At 66.1% G+C, this 15150-nt stretch carries 11 protein-coding genes; 6 read left to right on the top strand and 5 right to left on the bottom strand.

Going from position 1 to position 15150, the window contains the following annotated elements; all coding sequences use genetic code 11:
* Nucleotides 1–328: 328 nt before the first annotated feature.
* Nucleotides 329–3148, top strand: coding sequence for an Rne/Rng family ribonuclease (locus tag HY058_11920; protein ID MBI3498002.1), 2820 nt, complete (start codon nucleotides 329–331; stop codon nucleotides 3146–3148).
* Here HY058_11920 and HY058_11915 read toward each other — a convergent pair.
* The 3 genes from HY058_11915 to HY058_11905 are packed head-to-tail and all read right to left on the bottom strand — an operon-like array spanning nucleotide 3145 to nucleotide 5736.
* Nucleotides 3145–4245 (bottom strand): aminotransferase class I/II-fold pyridoxal phosphate-dependent enzyme, encoded by a 1101-nt coding sequence (locus HY058_11915; GenBank protein ID MBI3498001.1) that lies wholly within the window; start codon nucleotides 4243–4245, stop codon nucleotides 3145–3147. The genes HY058_11920 and HY058_11915 overlap by 4 nt on opposite strands.
* A 48-nt stretch (nucleotides 4246–4293) precedes the next feature.
* Complete coding sequence (locus tag HY058_11910; protein ID MBI3498000.1) at nucleotides 4294–5253, bottom strand: gamma-glutamyltransferase; 960 nt, start codon at nucleotides 5251–5253, stop codon at nucleotides 4294–4296.
* A 45-nt stretch (nucleotides 5254–5298) separates the two neighbouring features.
* Nucleotides 5299–5736, bottom strand: a complete 438-nt coding sequence (locus HY058_11905; GenBank protein MBI3497999.1) for a gamma-glutamyltransferase — start codon at nucleotides 5734–5736, stop codon at nucleotides 5299–5301.
* Between the two features lie 169 nt (nucleotides 5737–5905).
* Here HY058_11905 and HY058_11900 point away from each other — a divergent pair, with 169 nt between their 5' ends.
* The 5 genes from HY058_11900 (at nucleotide 5906) to HY058_11880 (ending at nucleotide 11100) form a co-directional block, all read left to right on the top strand.
* A complete protein-coding gene (locus tag HY058_11900) occupies nucleotides 5906–7252 on the top strand; it encodes a M48 family metallopeptidase (GenBank protein ID MBI3497998.1) in 1347 nt (448 codons plus the stop codon).
* Nucleotides 7253–7323: 71 nt separating this feature from the next.
* On the top strand, nucleotides 7324–8076 hold the full coding sequence (locus HY058_11895; protein ID MBI3497997.1) for a DsbA family protein: 753 nt from the start codon (nucleotides 7324–7326) through the stop codon (nucleotides 8074–8076).
* Nucleotides 8077–8235: 159 nt separating this feature from the next.
* Nucleotides 8236–9249 carry an ABC transporter substrate-binding protein gene (locus HY058_11890; protein MBI3497996.1) on the top strand — a complete coding sequence of 338 codons (1014 nt, stop codon included), beginning with the start codon at nucleotides 8236–8238 and terminating at the stop codon, nucleotides 9247–9249.
* 141 nt (nucleotides 9250–9390) lie between these two features.
* On the top strand, nucleotides 9391–10215 hold the full coding sequence (locus tag HY058_11885) for an ABC transporter ATP-binding protein (GenBank protein MBI3497995.1): 825 nt from the start codon (nucleotides 9391–9393) through the stop codon (nucleotides 10213–10215).
* Nucleotides 10216–10218: 3 nt separating this feature from the next.
* Nucleotides 10219–11100 (top strand): ABC transporter permease, encoded by an 882-nt coding sequence (locus HY058_11880; GenBank protein ID MBI3497994.1) that lies wholly within the window; start codon nucleotides 10219–10221, stop codon nucleotides 11098–11100.
* 16 nt (nucleotides 11101–11116) lie between these two features.
* Here HY058_11880 and HY058_11875 read toward each other — a convergent pair whose 3' ends face one another.
* Both HY058_11875 and HY058_11870 read right to left on the bottom strand, forming a co-directional pair.
* Nucleotides 11117–14119, bottom strand: coding sequence for a type I restriction endonuclease subunit R (locus HY058_11875; GenBank protein ID MBI3497993.1), 3003 nt, complete (start codon nucleotides 14117–14119; stop codon nucleotides 11117–11119).
* On the bottom strand, nucleotides 14116–15150 hold the full coding sequence (locus tag HY058_11870) for a macro domain-containing protein (GenBank protein ID MBI3497992.1): 1035 nt from the start codon (nucleotides 15148–15150) through the stop codon (nucleotides 14116–14118). Before HY058_11870 ends, HY058_11875 begins: the two co-directional genes overlap by 4 nt.

The following is a 15150-nucleotide window of genomic DNA, read 5'->3' as shown; positions in this document are numbered from 1 at the left end:
GACTTGGAGCCCTCGGGCCGCCCACGCCAGCGCCGCTGGTGCCGGCGCCGTGGGTCGGTCGATCCAACCCATGGTGAAGGCCTCCTTATGAGGCCGCGTGACGACGCTTGAAACAGCGCGAGACCTTCCTCCCATCGAAACCCGAAGCCTGCCGCGGCCGCGCGCTGCGGCGCGCCCAGAGTTGTCATGTCCCGTCCTGGCTGGCCGCAGAGGCGCCGTCCGACGAGGGGACTCCGACCCTGGCCCGGCTTCCACCAAGACAGAAGCCGCCTCTCCCGCCGCACGGTCTCAGCGGAGCCGGTGGGAGGCGCAGCGGAGTATTTAATTCATGGCAAGACGCATGCTTATCGACGCGACCCACCGGGAGGAGACCCGGGTGGTGGTCGTGTCCGGCAACCGCTTGGAAGACTTCGACTTTGAGAGTTCGACCAAGCAGCAGCTCAAAGGCAATATCTACCTAGCGAAGGTCACCAGGGTCGAGCCGTCCCTGCAGGCCGCGTTCGTCGACTACGGCGGCAACCGCCACGGCTTTCTCGCCTTCAGCGAGATCCATCCCGACTATTATCAGATCCCGATCGCCGACCGCGAACGGCTCTTGGCCCAGCACGCCGCGCTCGAGCGCGAGGAGGGCCAAGAGGGCGCAATTGGCGAGCGCGGGGACAACGGCGCCGAAGGCGAGAACGGGTCCGCCGCGCAGCCCGACGAGAACGCCACCCCGGCGCTCCCCGCGGCTGTTTCCACGGAGAGCCTGAGCGAGCCGGTCTCCGAGGCGGGCGGCGCTGCCCCGGCCTTGGTTGAGGAATCTCTGGCCACGGCGGCGCCGGTGCTGCTCGAGGGTCCCCAGGAGGCGGCGGCCGAAGGCACGACCCACGGTGCGGCCGAGACGGGCGAAGCAGCCGAGCCCAGCGAGCGGGCCGAGAAGCCGGAGGCGGCCCAGGCTGAGGCGGTGGAGACCTTGGGCGGAGAGGAGATCGACGACCTGGCGCGCAAGCGCCATCGGATCCTCCGCCAATACAAGATCCAGGAAGTGATCAAGCGCCGGCAGATCCTGCTGGTGCAGGTGGTCAAGGAGGAGCGGGGCACCAAGGGAGCCGCGCTCACCACGTATCTTTCGCTGGCCGGGCGCTATTGCGTGCTGATGCCGAACACGGCCAGAGGCGGCGGCGTCAGCCGCAAGATCACCAGCGCCCCCGACCGCAAGCGGCTGAAGTCGCTGATCGAGGATCTGGATCTTCCCGACGGCATGGGTCTCATCGTCAGGACCGCCGGCTCCGAGCGCACCAAGGTCGAGATCAAGCGCGACTGCGACTATCTCGTCCGGCTCTGGGACACGATCCGCGAGCAGACGCTGAAATCCACCGCCCCCTGCCTCATCCATGAAGAAGCCAACCTGATCAAGCGCGCAATCCGCGACCTCTATGCCCGCGACATCGACGAGGTGCTGGTCGAGGGCGAGGACGGCTACAAAGCCGCCAAAGACTTCATGAAGATGCTGATGCCGAGCCATGCCAAGCGCGTGCAGCGCTACAAGGACCCGGCGGTTCACCTGTTCCAGCGCTTCCAGGTGGAAAGCCAGCTCGATGCCATCCACAGCCCGATGGTCCCGCTCAAGTCCGGCGGCTCGATCGTGCTCAACCAGACCGAGGCCTTGGTCGCCATCGACGTCAACTCCGGGCGCGCCACGCGCGAGCGGCACATCGAGGAGACGGCGCTCAAGACCAATGCCGAAGCCGCTGACGAGATCGCGCGCCAGCTCCGGCTGCGCGACATGGCCGGCCTCGTCGTCATCGATTTCATCGACATGGAGGAAAGCCGGCACAACGCCCAGGTCGAGCGGCGGCTGAAGGAGGCGATGCGGCATGACCGCGCCCGCATCCAGCTCGGCCGCATCAGCCCGTTCGGCCTGTTGGAGCTGTCGCGCCAGCGCTTGCGGCCGAGCCTGGTCGAGGCCAGCACGCTTCTCTGCCCCCATTGCGGGGGTACCGGCCACATCCGCTCGACCGAGTCGACGGCGCTGCATGTGCTGCGCGCGATCGAGGAGGAGGGGGTGCGCCGCAAGGCGAGCGAGATCAAGGTCTATGTACCGGCCGGGGTTGCGCTCTACATCCTCAACCACAAGCGCGCGGACGTCGCCGAGATCGAGCAGCGCTACGCCTTCCACGTGCTGCTCGACCAGGACGACACGCTGATCCCGCCGGCGCACCGGATCGATCGCACCAAGCTGCGCGGTGCCGAAGACGTGGGGATGCCGGTCGCCGCCGTGGTGCCGCCGCCGATGGACGAGCCCGCCGAGGAGGCGGTCGACGCCGACGTGGAGTCGGAAGATAGCGAGGAGCGCCATCCCGAGCCGGCGCCGGCCGAGCCGGGCGAGCGCGGCGCTCGACGCGAGCGCGGCCGGCGCAGCGAGCAAAGCCCACGCGGCGAACCGGGCCCTCGGGGCGAACAAAGCCCGCGCGGCGAACAGGGTGAGGAGCGCGGTCGTCGGCGTCGGCGTCGGCGTCGCGGTCGCCGCGGCGATGAGGCGCCGATCGCGGCCGAGGGTGCAAGCGAACCCGCGGCACCCCGGGCAGCCGGCGAAGCACCGCGCGATGCCGGCGCCGAGCCGGCCGCAGATGGCGGCGCAGGCGAGGGCGAAGCCGAGCGCCGCCGGCGTCGCCGCGGTCGCCGCGGTGGTCGGCGTCGTGGACGGCGCAGTGATCAACCCGAGTCGAACGCGGGCGTTCCGCCGCCGCCGGTGGAGCCGAGCGCCCCCGCTTACCCCGCACCCTTCCCGCAATTGGCGCCCTCGGATCTCAAGACCGATGTCGCCGATATCTTCGAGCGGCTGGAGGAACGCGAGGCCGACGGACCGGTCGAGGCGCGGCCGATCGCCGCCCCCGACGGCGACGAGCATCGCGAGCGGGGGGAGCATGACGCCGCGCATCGGCCGGAGCTGGCCGAGCCAGCACCGCCGCCGGAGCCAGCTCCCCTCCGCGAGCTGACGCCGGTGCCGCCGCCGGAGCCGGTCCCGCAGGCGCGCGGCAATGGCGCTCCGAGCGAGCCCGAGCCGGCGCCGGTCGATCCCAATCCGCCGGTCGTCGTCGTCGGTGGCGAAGCGCCCGACGACGACAAGCCGAAGCGGGGCTGGTGGAACCGCATGATTCGCTAGCGCCGGAGGAACGGACCGATGCGGTCGACGGCCCTGGCGACCGTTTCGGTGCTGCCGGCGAAGGACAACCTGACCCAGCGGTGGCCGCGCTCGCGGTCGAAGTCGACGCCGGGCGTGATCGCCACACCGGTCTCGGCCAAGAGGCGCCGACAAAACGCCTCGCTGTCGTTGGTGAAGCGGCCGACGTCGGCATAGACGTAGAAGGCGCCGTCGGCCGGGGCCAGGCTGTCGAGACCGGCCTCGGGCAAACCTTGCAGCAGAATGGCGCGGTTCTCGGCATAGCGGGCGACGTTCCGATCGAGCTCGGCGCGGCAGCCGAACGCGGCGACCGCCGCCAGTTGCGCCAAGCTCGGCGGCGAGATGAACAGGTTCTGCGCCAAGCACTCGACCGGGCGCACCAGCTCCTCCGGCATCACCATCCAGCCGATCCGCCAACCCGTCATCGAGAAGTATTTCGAGAAGCTGTTGATCACCACCGCCTCATGGGTGAGGACGAGCGCGCTGGTGATCGCCGGGCCGTAGCCGATGCCGTGATAGATCTCATCCGAGATGAGGCGGATACCGTTGGCCCGGCAATGCTGTGCGATGAGGCCGAGGGCCTCTCTGCTCAAGACCGTGCCCGTCGGGTTGGCCGGGCTGGCGACGATGAGGCCGGCGAGCGGGCCCGCAGCTTCGAGATCGGCGACGGTCGGCTGGAAGCGGCTTTCGGCGCCGACCGCGAGCTCGACCGGCTCGATGCCGAGTGCGGCCAGGATGTTCCGGTAGGCGGGATATCCCGGTGCCGCCAGCGCCACCCGGTCGCCGGGTTCGAAGGCGGCGAGGAATGCCAGGATGAAGCCGGCGGACGAGCCGGTGGTCACCGCAATGCGGCCGGGCGGCACGGAGATTGCGTAATAGTCGCGGTAATGCCGGGCGATCGTCTCCCGCAGCGCCGGCAGGCCGAGGGCCTCGGTATAGCCGAGGGTCTCGCCGTCGAGCGCCTCATGGGCCGCCGCCAGCACCGCTGCCGGCGCCCCGGTCGAGGGCTGCCCCACTTCGAGATGCAGCACGTCGCCCCCCGCCGCCGCGCGTTCGTTGGCCCGCCGCAGGATATCCATCACGATGAACGGGGGCACCAGGCCGCGGCGGGCGATCTTGAGCAAGGATCAGCCTCCGCCGACCCAAATGCCGTTGCTGCGCGGGTCGGCTTCCAGGCGACAGCGCTCCATGGCGCGCGCCATGCCGATGGGACAGGCGAGCGCGTTCACGCGGCCCAGGGCAGGTGCCGCAAGCAGCCGGTGGCCGCGGCGCCGCAACCCTTCCTCGATCGCAGCCGGCAGCGCTTCGTCGTACAGCACGTCGGCATCGCCCGAATGCCAGAGGCGGGGGCGGGCGATCGATCGATCGACCGGCAAGTGGTCTGCCAGCACGCCGAGCGCCACCTGATCCAAGGCGGCTGCGCCGGGACTGCCGCCGCTGGAAGCCCCCGCCAGCAAGAGATCGCCGTCGGGCGTCCCCACCATCACGGCGGCGGCAGCGGCCTCGCCCTTGGGCTCGGCCGGTGCGGTGAGGAAGCCGAAGCCGGGAAGCGCGCGTCCGGTACCGAAAGGCGCGTTCATGCTGAGCGCGCATGCAACCGTGAGACCGTCGCGATCGGTGACCACCAGGCTGGTGGAACCGATGGGTGGCGCGGGCATCGGGGCCTCAGCACCGGCGCTGTCGGCGGACGCATGGCGATCGGCGCGGTAGCTGGCCATCGCCGAACGGGCTTGGTCGCGCCCATAAACGCTGAGGACCGCGCCGGCGCGGCTCATCTGGTCGCGGGCGAGATCGCGCCCGGCCAGCGCCATCGCTTCGGCCAAAAGATGCGGGCGCTCGGCCTCGGGCGTCTCTTCGTAGCTCTTTCCGTCGCCAAGCAGGGCGAGGAGGCGGGCCGCCAGCATCCCCGCCCGCTCCGGTTCCATGGTGAAATAGGCGGTGCGGTCGCCGAAGCCGACCTTTGCCGGCTCGCGCCAGCGCGGGCGCGTCTGGCTCAGCATCTCGAGCGAGATCTTGCCCGCCGAGGCTTGGGCCAGCTCGCGCGCGACCGGGCCGGTGTAGAGCACGCCGGCGCCGCGGGCGCGAATCTGCCCGAGCGTGGCGGCGAGCTGAACCTGCGCCGAAGGCTGGCCTTACTCGAGCACGCCGCCATCGGCTCGAACGAACAGGCGCTGTTCGGCCAGCACGCGCAAGACCGCCGCCGGCGCCACCGCAAGTTCCCGCGCCTGGGCGCGTGATATGGGCTGCGGAAACCGTGCCAGCTGCTCCGCCGGAGAGACCGCTTGCGCCCAGGGTTGGCGGCCATAGCGCGCATGGAGCGCGAACAGGAGCCGGGCCAGCATCGGGCTCGCGACGTCGCCGTGCGGGGCCGCGGGCTCGATCATGTCGAGAAGCTGGGCCGCTTTCTTCGCCTTCTCCCACACGAGGCAGCTGCCGCCGCCGCCGAGCCCGGCCGAGGAGGGCAGGCTCACGGCCAGGGTGAAGGAAGCAGCGACGGCCGCATCGGCGGCGCTGCCGCCGGCGGCCAGCATGTCGCGGGCGGCCAGCGCGGCGCTGGGCTCGTCGGCCACGGCGCCGCCGGCGAAGCTATCGCCCTCTTGCCTCTTGCCTAGTAGATTGCTGCTCCCACATGCTTGAAGGCCAATCGCCGCGCCCAAGAGCACGATCATCGGCCAGTATCGGCGGAAACGGCGCACGGGCGAAGGAAGCGCGGACTTGCTGAGAAAACGCATTTCGTCGATGGCCGTTGCCGGGCTCGCGGCTTGGTTTGGTTATGCGCCGACGATCGCCGAAGCGCAGCGGTTATCCTTGATCCGCGACGCGGAAACGGAAAATACCATCCGCACCCTGGCGGCGCCACTGTTCACGACCGCCGGGCTGAATGCCAACGACGTCCACATTTACATCATCCGCGACAACCAGCTCAACGCCTTCGTCGCCGGCGGTCAGAATCTGTTCCTCAACACCGGCACCATCATGCGGGCCGAAACGCCCAATCAGCTCATCGGCGTGATCGCGCACGAGACCGGCCATATCGCCGGCGGCCATCTCTCGCGCTGGAACGACCAGATGCAGGGGGCCTCGGCCTTGGCCATCGCTTCGATGCTGCTCGGCATCGGCGCGGCGATCGCCACCGGCCAAGGCAACGCGTTGGGTGCGGTCGCCGGCGTGGGCCAGACGCTCGCCACCGCCAATGTGTTGCAATTCAGCCGGACACAGGAATCCTCCGCCGACCAGGCCGGCATCACCTTCCTCGACCACACCAGCCAATCGCCGCGCGGCCTCTTGGAGTTTTTCGAGACGTTGTGGAACCAGGAGCTGCTCTCCGCCTCGCGCCAAGCGCCCTACCTCAGAACCCATCCGCTCACCCGCGAGCGCATCGACTTCGTGAAGAACGCGGTCGCCCAATCGCGCTTCGCCGATCGGCCGGACGCGCCGGGGGCGGTGTATGCCTTCCAGCGGGTGCGGGCGAAGCTGCTCGGCTTCACCGAGCCGCTCGGGCGCACGCTGCAATCCTATCCGGAGACCGACAACTCCGAATATGCGCGCTATGCCAGGGCGATCGCCTACTATCGGATACCGCAGCTCGACCGGGCGCTGGCGCTCATCGACGGCCTCATCGCCGAGCACCCGGTCGATCCCTACTATCACGAGCTCAAGGGCCAGATGCTGTTCGAGAACGGCCGCGGCGTGCCGGCGATGGCCTCCTATAAGGAGGCGGTGCGGCTGCTGCCGAACTCCGCCTTGCTCAGGGTGGGCCTGGCGCAGACCGAGCTCGAGCTCGACGATCCGAAGCTCAATGCCGATGCGCTGCAGAACCTTTCCGATGCGGTCAATCACGAGCCGGAGTTCTCGCTCGCCTGGCGCTTGCTCGGCATCGTCTACGGACGCGAGAACCGCATCGGCGATGCCTCGCTCGCCTTGGCCGAGCAGGCGATCATCGACGGTCGCTTGCGCGATGCGATCCAGCAGTCGAAGCGCGCCCAGCAGCTGTTGCCGACGGGCTCGCCGGGCTGGCTGCGCGCCCAGGACCTGCTGCAGCAGGCCGAGCGCGAGCGCCAGCATCAACGGCAGCAGCGCGGCTAGCATGCCGCATGGACGGGGCTGGCACCGCCGGCCATACTCGGCCAGGCACGGTTCCTCGATTGGGTGATGGCATGCTCCTTCGTCGGCTTGGGCTCGTCTTGGCGGCGGCCTGCGGGGTCCTCCTTTTCGGCGCATCGGCGCCCGCGCAGAAGCAGAGCTTCGATGCCGATGAGAAGCGGGCGATCGAGACGCTCATTCGCGACTATCTGCTGACCCACCCCGAAATCATTCGCGAAGCCGTCCAGGTGCTGCAGCAGCGCGAGCGCCAGGCCGAGCTGGACCACGGCAAGGCGGCGGTCGCCCTGCATCTGAAGGAGCTCACGGAGGATCCGACGGCGCCGGTCCTGGGCAATGCCGCCGGGGACGTCACCATCGTCGAGTTCTTCGACTACCGCTGCCCGTACTGCAAGCAGATGGAGCCGAGCCTGGCCGAGCTCCTGGGCGAGGATGGCAAGGTCCGGCTGGTGATGAAGGAGTTTCCGATCCTCGGCCCGGACTCGGTCATCGCCAGCCGCGCCGCGCTCGCTTCGCGCGCGCAAGGACGCTACCAGCCCTTCCACAGCGCCATGATGGGATCCAAGGGCGCGCTCGACGAGGCGGCGATCTTCCGCACCGCCGGCGAGGTCGGGCTCGATGTCGCCCGCCTCAAGCGCGACATGGCATCGGCGGAGATCGACGAGATCCTCAAGCGCAACCATGACCTGGCGGCAGCGCTCGGCGTCGGCGGCACGCCGGCGTTCGTCATCGGCAAGCAGTTCGTGCCGGGCGCGCTCGACAAGGCGGCGCTCAAGTCCCTCGTCGCCGAGGCCCGCAGCCAAGAGTAGCCGCTGCCGATCCCGGTGGGTCGCCCATTAGGGCTGGGCAAGGTCGCGTGTTGCGACTAGGAAGGCTGCGACGAGCGCCTCGCTCGGGCACCCCCCCACGATCTTGCCCGCCGCCGCGGCGCCATGGCAAGGTGAAGAGTCATTTTGGGAGGAGCGACTATGCGTGCCTTGACAAAAATCTTGGCGTTAGGGGCGACGATCGCGGCCGCGTCTGCGTTCGGCGCCGGAAGCCTGCAGGCCGCGGACGCCAAGATCATCATCATGGTCGGCGGTCTGGAGAAGCAGATCTATCTGCCGGCGATGCTGACCGAGCGCCTCGGCTATTTCAAGGCGGAGGGCATCGAGGTCGAGCTCCTGACCGAGCCTGCGGGCGTCGATGCCGAGCAAACCTTGATCGCCGGCGAGACCCAGGGCGTGGTCGGTTTCTACGACCACACCATCGACCTGCAATCCAAGGGCAAGATGCTGATGTCGGTGGTGCAGTTCAGCCAGGCGCCGGGGGAGGTCGAGCTGGTGTCGGCAAAGCTGGCGGACAAGATCAAGTCGCCCGCCGACTTCAAGGGCCGCAGCCTGGGCGTGACCGGGCTCGGCTCCTCGACCAACTTCCTCACCCAATATCTCGCGGTCAAGAACGGCGTGAAGGTGAGCGAGATCACCTCGGTTGCCGTCGGCGCCGGCAACACCTTCATCGCCGCCATGCAGCAGGGCAAGATCGATGCCGGCATGACCACCGAGCCGACCATCTCGCGCATGCTGAAGACCGGTGACGCCAAGGTGCTGGTCGACATGCGCACCAAGGAGCTGACCAAAGAGGCCCTCGGCGGCACCTATCCGGCGGCATGCCTCTACATGATGACGGACTGGGTGAATAAGCACAAAGCCGAGACGCAGAAGCTGGCGAATGCCTTCGTCAAGACGCTGCACTACATCGACACGCACAGCGCTGCCGAGATCACCGAGCAGATGCCGAAGGACTACTACGCCGGCGACAAGGACATGTATGTGAAGGCGCTCGCCGACGGCAAGGCGATGTTCACGGTCGACGGCACGATGCCGCCGGACGGCCCGGAGACGGTCTTGAAGGTGCTCTCGGCCTTCAGCAAGAACCTGCAAGGCAAGAAGATCGACCTGGCGAAAACCTACACGACGGAGTTCGTCAGCAAGGTGAAGTAGCATTGCTCGACCCTCGCCCCGACCCTCTCCCGCGGTGCGAGAGAGGGGGGAAGAGGGCCGTCCTCGTGGTCCCCTCTCCCGCACTGCGGGAGAGGGTGCCGAGCGGGAGCGAGGCGGGTGAGGGGCCTCGGGGAGGTGCCTGTGAGCACGACTCAATCGAGTGTGGCGCCGGCGATCGAGCTCGAGGCTGTCGCGCGCAGCTTCGTGACGCCGGAGGGCAAGAGCCTGCAGGCGCTCCGCGACTTCAACATGACGGTGAAGCGCGGTGAGTTCTGCGCGGTGGTCGGGCCCACGGGCTGCGGCAAGTCGACGACCTTGACCCTGGTGGCCGGCCTCGCCCGGCCGACCCAAGGAGAGGTCCGCGTCATGGGAACTCCGGTCACCGGCATCGATCCCAGGGTCGGCTTCGTCTTTCAGGCCGATGCGGTCTTTCCCTGGCGGAGCGTCATCGACAATGTCGTCGCCGGTCCGCTGTTCCGGGGCGCTAGGCGCGAGGACGCCTATCGCCGGGCCGGCGATTGGGTGAAGCGCGTGGGTCTCGCCGGCTTCGAGAAGCACTATCCCCATCAGCTCTCCGGCGGCATGCGCAAGCGCGTGGCGCTGGCGCAGACCTTCATCAACGAGCCCGAGATCTTCCTCATGGACGAGCCGTTCAGCGCGCTCGACGTGCAGACGCGGGTCTTGATGCAGGACGAGCTCTTGCAGCTCTGGTCGGCGGGCTCGGCCTCGGTCGTGTTCGTGACCCACGATCTCGAGGAGGCGATCGCGCTCGCCGACCGGGTGTTCGTGCTGACGGCGGGTCCGGCGACGGTGAAGGCCGTCTACGACATCGACCTGCCGAGGCCCAGGGTCACCTCGGAGATCCGCTACGAGCCGAGATTCATCGAGCTGTCCAAGATGATCTGGAACGATCTCCGCGACGAGGTGATGATCAGCTATCGCCGCTCCCGCGCCCTGGAGAGCTGAGCCATGAACACGACCATCGAGACCGCGTCGGCCCCTGAGAGCCAGACGCCCCCCAAGCCCACCGCCGAGACCGTGGCCGCACTCCTCCGAATGCAGCGCCGCCGCCGGCTGGTGATCACCCTGCGCATCGCCGTGCTGGTGGCGATGCTCGGCGGCTGGGAGCTCGCCGCCCGCACCGAGGCGATCGACCCGTTCTTCTTCGCCATGCCGAGCGACGTGGCCGACCAGCTCTGGGAATGGATGACCGAGGGCACCTCCCAGGGTCCGCTCTGGGAGCAGGTGCTGGTGACCTTGGAGGAGACGGTGCTGGGCTTCCTCATCGGCGCCGTGCTCGGGGTGTTTTGCGGCATCGGGCTCGGCCGCAATCAATTGCTGGCCGACATCTTCAGCGTCTACATCAAGGTCGCGAACTCGATCCCGCGCGTGGTGCTGGGCTCGATCTTCATCATCTCGCTCGGCCTCGGCATGCCCTCCAAGGTGGCGCTGGCCGTGGTCATGGTGTTCTTCGTGGTCTTCGGCAACGCCTTTCAAGGCGTGCGCGAGGCCGACCGCAACCTCATCGCCAATGCCCGCATCCTCGGCGCCTCGCCGCGCCAGGTCACACTCTCGGTGGTGATCCCCTCGGCCCTGAGCTGGATCATCGCCAGCCTGCATGTGAGCTTCGGCTTCGCCTTGGTGGGTGCGGTGGTGGGCGAGTTCCTGGGTGCGCGCAAAGGCATCGGCCTCCTGATCGCCACCGCCCAGGGCACGTTCAACGCCGCCGGCGTGTTCGCGGCCATGTTCGTCTTGGGCGTGGTGGCGCTGGTGGCCGAGTCCCTGATCACGCTGTTGGAGAACGCCCTCATCAAGTGGCGCCCGGCCCAGGGGGTCGATATCGGGTTCTAGCGATCGGGCGGTCTATTTATTTGCCGTCAAGCTGATCGTAGGTCGCCGAGAAAATCGTGTCGGTCAGCCAGCGCTTGAATTCAGGATTATCGCTGAATTGCTTGAACAATTCCGTGTCGTCCTTCATCAATCCAACGATGACGCTCGCCAGCGCCTTATCGTGTTCGATGCGAGCGTTCTGCTTGTCCGAGTTCTGCTTCGCGTTTTGGTACGCTTCGTTCGCGGCAACCTTGTTCGGGATCTCGGTCGCGATCAGTTGTCGAATTCGATCGGCATCTTCCCAAGTGATATTGCCGAAGAGGTCGTTGAAGTTCCTGATGATGTTGGAAAGCCGGTCAAGCTCAGGTTCAGCCTTGCGCCCGCCGCCATCGGTGGGAACGGGATCGACCTCCGCATCTTGATCGGCCAGTTGAACGCGCTGAGCCGCTTGCTTCTCAACCCGATAGCTGTCCATGTCGATGGCTTCGAGGATGCCTTTGGAGAGGTCTTCCTCGCGCGGTGCCGGCAGCTTCGGAAGCAAGAAATTCAGGAATATCGAGAGCTTTTCCCAATCTGAGTTCGTGAAGGGCAGGATTGATGCGATGAATGCATAGGTTCGGGCAAACGCCTTCGCCTTCCCCTTGAAATCAACCTGTCCGTCTTCATCGAGTTGGGAATTATAGGAGGCCACGCAGGCATCGAGGAACGGGTCCAAACGATCCCGGTCGGCGCCCGACAGATACAGTTCGACGAGCTGATCGATCTGCCCGCGCTGATAAACCTGGTAGCCGTCGAGGGCTGCCTTGAGATCGTGCAATCGGTTCGGGTCGGTTTCGTCGCTGAGGATCGTGGTGCGATAGAACGTGTCGAATGAGGCGCGGATCGTTTCCGTGTCGTTCATGAAATCGAGCACGAATACGTCGTACTTCTGCGGATGAGCCCGATTCAGCCTTGAGAGCGTCTGGACAGCCTTGATGCCCGAAAGCACCTTGTCGACATACATCGTGTGAAGCAGAGGCTGGTCGTAGCCCGTCTGGAATTTGTCGGCACAGATTAGGAACCGATACGGGTCATTCTCGATCTGATCGACGATATCCTTCGACGGGAAGCCGTTCAGGCTGGCTTCGCTCACCTTGGGGCCGCGGAACTCATGGTCGCCGGAAAAGGCGACGATCGCGCGGTAAGGGCTCTTGCGTTCGACGAGATAGGCGCTGATCGCTTGGAAATACTGAATAGCTCGCTCCACGCCTGAGGTAACGACCATGGCGCGCGCCTGACCTCCGATCTTGTTCAGCGCCAGCACCTGTTCGTGGAAATGATCAGCCATGATCTCGGCCTTGAGGCGGATTGCGTGGTCGTTGCTTTCGACATAGCGGCGCAGCTTCTTGGTGGCGCGCTTGGTGTCGAACTCAGGGTCGGCGGCGACGGTCTTGACCAGGCGATAGTAGCTATTGACCGGCGTATAGTAGCGAAGCACGTCGAGGATAAAGCCTTCCTGGATCGCCTGCTTCATCGTGTAGCAGTGGAAGGGTCGATGTTTGATCGTGTCGCCTTCGGGGAAGGGTTCTCCGAATATCTCGAGGGTCCTGTTTTTCGGCGTCGCGGTGAAGGCGAAATAACTGGCGTTCGGGAGCATCTTTCGTTGCTCCATGATCGCGTTGATCTTGTCTTCGACCGTTTCCGCGTCGTCACCGTCCTCTGCGCCCGTCAGCGCGGCGTTCAACGCGGCAGCGGCCTTGCCACCTTGGCTTGAATGCGCCTCATCGATGATGATCGCGAAGCGGCGGTCTCGATGCTGCGAGCCGATATCGTCGAGAATGAACGGAAATTTCTGAACCGTTGTGATGATGATCTTCTTGCCCTCGGAGATGAAGCGGCGAAGATCGCCGGAATGTTTGGCATGGCCGACGGTGGCACCCACCTGAGCGAATTGCTTGATCGAGTCCTGAATCTGCTGATCGAGAATGCGACGGTCGGTCACCACGATCACGGAGTCGAAGACTTGAGCGGCACCGCTCTCGAGCCGAACGAGTTGGTGCGAAAACCACGCTATCGAATTCGATTTCCCCGACCCGGCTGAATGCTGGATTAGCACTCTTCGGCCGGCGCCCTTTAGCTTGGCATCGGCGAGGAGTTCGCGGACCACATCGAGCTGATGATAGCGCGGGAAGAGCTGATCGCGTTTGACCTTGCCGGTCTTTGGATCTTTCCGCTTGACGATTTGGGCATAGTTCTCGATGACGTCCGTGAGGCTCAATGGCGTGAGGATGCTCTTCCAGAGGTAATCCGTCTTCAATCCCGCGGGATTGGGCGGATTGCCGGCGCCGTCGTTCCAGCCCTTGTTGAACGGCAGGAACCACGAGCTCTTTCCCTTGAGGTGAGTGCAGAATTTCACCTGCGCGTCGTCCACCGCAATGTGAACGATGCAGCGGCCGAACTCGAACAGCTTCTCGCGCGGATCGCGGTCGCGCTTGTATTGCTCGACGGCGTCTTCCACCGTCTGCTTCGTCAGGCTGTTCTTGAGCTCGAATGTTGCCAGGGGCAGCCCATTGATGAACAGCACCAGATCGAGCGCATGGGCAGTGTCGTCGCGGCTATAGCGAAGCTGGCGCGTGACCGAGAATCGGTTCAGCGCGAAGCGGCCGGCGGCCCTGATGTTGCCCGGAGACGGCGTTCCGTAGAATAGGTCCACGTCATGCGGGCCATGCTTGAGCCCGGTCCGCAGCACATCGATGACGCCGCGCTTGCCGATCTCACCTTGCAGCCGCATCAGGAATTTTTGGCGTACCGGGCTGTCGTTGTCGAGATCGAGTGCCGCCAGCAATGGCGGCTGGGTCGCGGCAATGAAGGAGCGGAACTGCACGAGATCGACCGTCCATGCCCGGTCATAGGCCTTCGGATCGCCGAGCAGCCAATTGTGCAGGCCGACAAAGGGTTCCGGCTCCTCGGATAATCGACCAGCCGGCGGCGCCGTCGCACGGCCCATCATGTCGGCGACGATGAGGGCCTCCAGGCCTTTTTCCGAGGTGTCGGTTTTCACGCAGCCACAAGCCACCCCTTCGCGCGAAGGGTCTCAAACGCGATCCCGATCTGGCGCGGCGAGAAGCGCCTCTTCCGATCGCTCCAGGCATAGACCTTTGCCGTCATGTCCTCGGCGCTTGCCGCATTCTCGCGCGTGGCGACCCAATGGACGGTTGCGAGCAATTCAAGCCCGAACGGCGTCTCGAATCCTTCGACCAGCTTGCCGACGCGATCGAAGCGGTCGACTGTCTCCGGCTTGTCACTCAGAAAGGCCTCGGCGTCCTGCACCGCGCCGGGAACGAGCTCGATCTGCTTGTCCGGCGCGTCGCCGCCATCGGCATAACCCGATACGAGATGCCCCTCGACCGTATTAAGCACATGCCGAAGGTTCTCGGCATAGGGGCCATAGGCGGCCTTGGCGTATTGCAGGCGCAGCTTCTCGCCGGCTTCCTGCATGAAGTACATGAGCTTATGGACTTCCAGCAGCGTCACGAACGGGTCCATCAGGCCGCCGAGATAGCGGTGCATGAGCACGACCAGCGCCGCGCGCCCTGGGGTCATTTTGGGGACTTCGCGTGACTTGGTCGCGACCGGCGCGGTGTTGGGCTCGTACACGATGACGTTCAGATCGTTGATGTCCCGCAGCGCCGCTTCGATACGCGGGCGCACGTCAGCCCAGTTCAGTCCACCGAGGCCGCTGCCGAGCGGCGGGATGGCGATCGAGCGGATGCCACGATTGCGGATCTCCTCGACCAGCGCCTTCAGGCCGGACTCGATGTCCTCGATTCGGCTCTTGCCGCGCCAGTGGCGCTTGGTCGGGAAGTTGATGATGAACTTCGGCTTGGTAAACGTGCCCGTCTCGAACACGAACATCTTCCCCGGCTGTACTTCCTTGCGCTTGCAGGCGGCTTCGTAAGCCTTGAAGTTCTCCGGGAAGTCATTCTTGAACTGAAGCGCGATGCCGCGGCCCATGATGCCGACGCAATTGACCGTGTTGACGAGCGCTTCGGCGTCCGCCTTCAAGATATCTCCGATCCTGAATTCGATCAT

Source organism: Pseudomonadota bacterium (genome assembly GCA_016195085.1).
Taxonomy (GTDB): Bacteria; Pseudomonadota; Alphaproteobacteria; order SHVZ01; family SHVZ01; genus JACQAG01.
Note: the sequence above shows the minus strand (reverse complement) of the source record. Positions and strands in the feature narration are given on the sequence as shown.

Excerpts from the sequence above, each read along its gene's own strand:
- HY058_11870 (MBI3497992.1), bottom strand. The coding sequence starts at position 15,150 with ATGATCGAATTCAGGATCGGAGATATCTTGAAGGCGGACGCCGAAGCG.
- HY058_11895 (MBI3497997.1), top strand. The coding sequence starts at position 7,324 with ATGCTCCTTCGTCGGCTTGGGCTCGTCTTGGCGGCGGCCTGCGGGGTC.
- HY058_11880 (MBI3497994.1), top strand. The coding sequence starts at position 10,219 with ATGAACACGACCATCGAGACCGCGTCGGCCCCTGAGAGCCAGACGCCC.
- HY058_11900 (MBI3497998.1), top strand. The coding sequence starts at position 5,906 with ATGGCCGTTGCCGGGCTCGCGGCTTGGTTTGGTTATGCGCCGACGATC.
- HY058_11920 (MBI3498002.1), top strand. The coding sequence starts at position 329 with ATGGCAAGACGCATGCTTATCGACGCGACCCACCGGGAGGAGACCCGG.
- HY058_11890 (MBI3497996.1), top strand. The coding sequence starts at position 8,236 with ATGCGTGCCTTGACAAAAATCTTGGCGTTAGGGGCGACGATCGCGGCC.
- HY058_11915 (MBI3498001.1), bottom strand. The coding sequence starts at position 4,245 with ATGGATATCCTGCGGCGGGCCAACGAACGCGCGGCGGCGGGGGGCGAC.